Origin of the sequence: Pseudonocardia kujensis (assembly GCF_021283305.1) — a bacterium.
Lineage (GTDB): Bacteria > Actinomycetota > Actinomycetes > Mycobacteriales > Pseudonocardiaceae > Pseudonocardia > Pseudonocardia kujensis.
Genome location: NZ_JAJSOK010000151.1, coordinates 1 through 1,289, shown reverse-complemented (window position 1 = coordinate 1,289; position 1,289 = coordinate 1). Strand labels below are relative to the sequence as shown.

Annotated in this window: 3 protein-coding genes; 1 reads left to right on the top strand and 2 read right to left on the bottom strand. The window is 74.0% G+C overall.

The window, feature by feature from the left end; translation table 11 throughout:
• Positions 1-505 (bottom strand): hypothetical protein (locus LWC35_RS38740; protein ID WP_232875575.1); only part of this gene is annotated, 505 nt, incomplete at its 3' end.
• A 147-nt stretch (positions 506-652) separates the two neighbouring features.
• The gene (locus tag LWC35_RS38735) at positions 653-865 is read right to left on the bottom strand and encodes a hypothetical protein (RefSeq protein WP_232875574.1); all 213 of its coding nucleotides are present in this window, start codon (positions 863-865) and stop codon (positions 653-655) included.
• Positions 866-886: 21 nt separating this feature from the next.
• Between LWC35_RS38735 and LWC35_RS38730 the strand changes: the two genes are divergently transcribed.
• Positions 887-1,027, top strand: a complete 141-nt coding sequence (locus LWC35_RS38730; protein WP_232875573.1) for a hypothetical protein — start codon at positions 887-889, stop codon at positions 1,025-1,027.
• The last annotated feature ends 262 nt before the right edge of the window (positions 1,028-1,289 follow it).

The window sequence follows — 1,289 nt, the reverse complement described above, 5'->3', positions numbered from 1 at the left end:
CACCGGCGGCCAGCCCGGCAACAACACCGGCGGCCAGCCCGGCAACAACACCGGCGGCCAGCCCGGCAACAACACCGGCGGCCAGCCCGGCAACAACACCGGCGGCCAGCCCGGCAACAACACCGGCCACGGGAAGCAGCGCTTCCCGGGCCTTCCACACTCCCCCGCTGGGTCGGGAAGCTCCCACGGTCGCGGCAGCGTCGATCATGGCGGCGTCGGTCATGGCGGCAAGCGACCGGACTCCGAGGGCCACGGTTCGCACGGACCGCACCGTCAGGGAGCCCACCCGGGCCGTACCGCAGACCCGACGCGCGGCCCCGGCGGGCACAAGGGGGATCGGTCGCACGACGGACATACCGATGGGGACTCCCGTACCCACCACCGCGACGGGCAGGAGCACGGGGGCCATCGGAGCGACCACCAGGCCGGCGGCCGCGACCACCGCGACGGCAACCGCGCCCATCGCGATGGGCGCCGCGATCACCGAACCGATCACCGTGGACACTCGGGACACCCGGGCGGCGACCGTGACCACGGGCGCCCGAGCCACGACCGCGGCCAGGGCCGCCACTCGCACCCGGCAGCCGACCGGCACGATCACGGCTCGCACGGCTCCGGAGCCGACCACGGCCGCCACCAGGACGGTCACCGCTCAGCACCGCAGCATCGCCCCCAGCACGGCGCTCACCACGGGCCGCAGCACGGGTCCCACCACGGCACGCAGCACCGGCCTCAGCACGGCCCCAAGCACGGGTCGCACCATGGTCCTCACCGCGGCCCACAGCACGGCCCACAGCACGGCCCCCAGCCCGGGAACGATCACCAGCCGCAGCACGGGCGGGGCGGCCACGACCGGCCGTCGCACCCGAGCGGACCGCATCGGGGCATGCCTCAGTACCCCGCCCCGCTCCCACAGCTGCCGCAGCGGCCGGTCCCGACCCGCACCGCTCCGACCGGGCACCTCCCGGCGCCGCAGCAGGTCCAGCAGTTCCTGAACACCCTCGACAAGGTGTTCACCGCACTCTGAGCCGCACCGGTCCGCGGCCCGGCGTTCTCCCGTCGGGCCGCGGACCGTCGCCGCCCTTCCCGACAGCCCACAGCGCTCCGTCGCCGGGCCGCAGCGCGCTACGTCCCTCACCACTGGTCGAGATGAACCTCAGGGGGGAGTGTCCGATCTTCGGTGTAACTGGTCTGTAGCTCCGGGCGTGTCCCGGGGGAAGGACCAGCGATGACCGACACGATCGAGCCCATGCCGCGGGCTCGGATTGATCACCAGCAGTTCGCTCAGC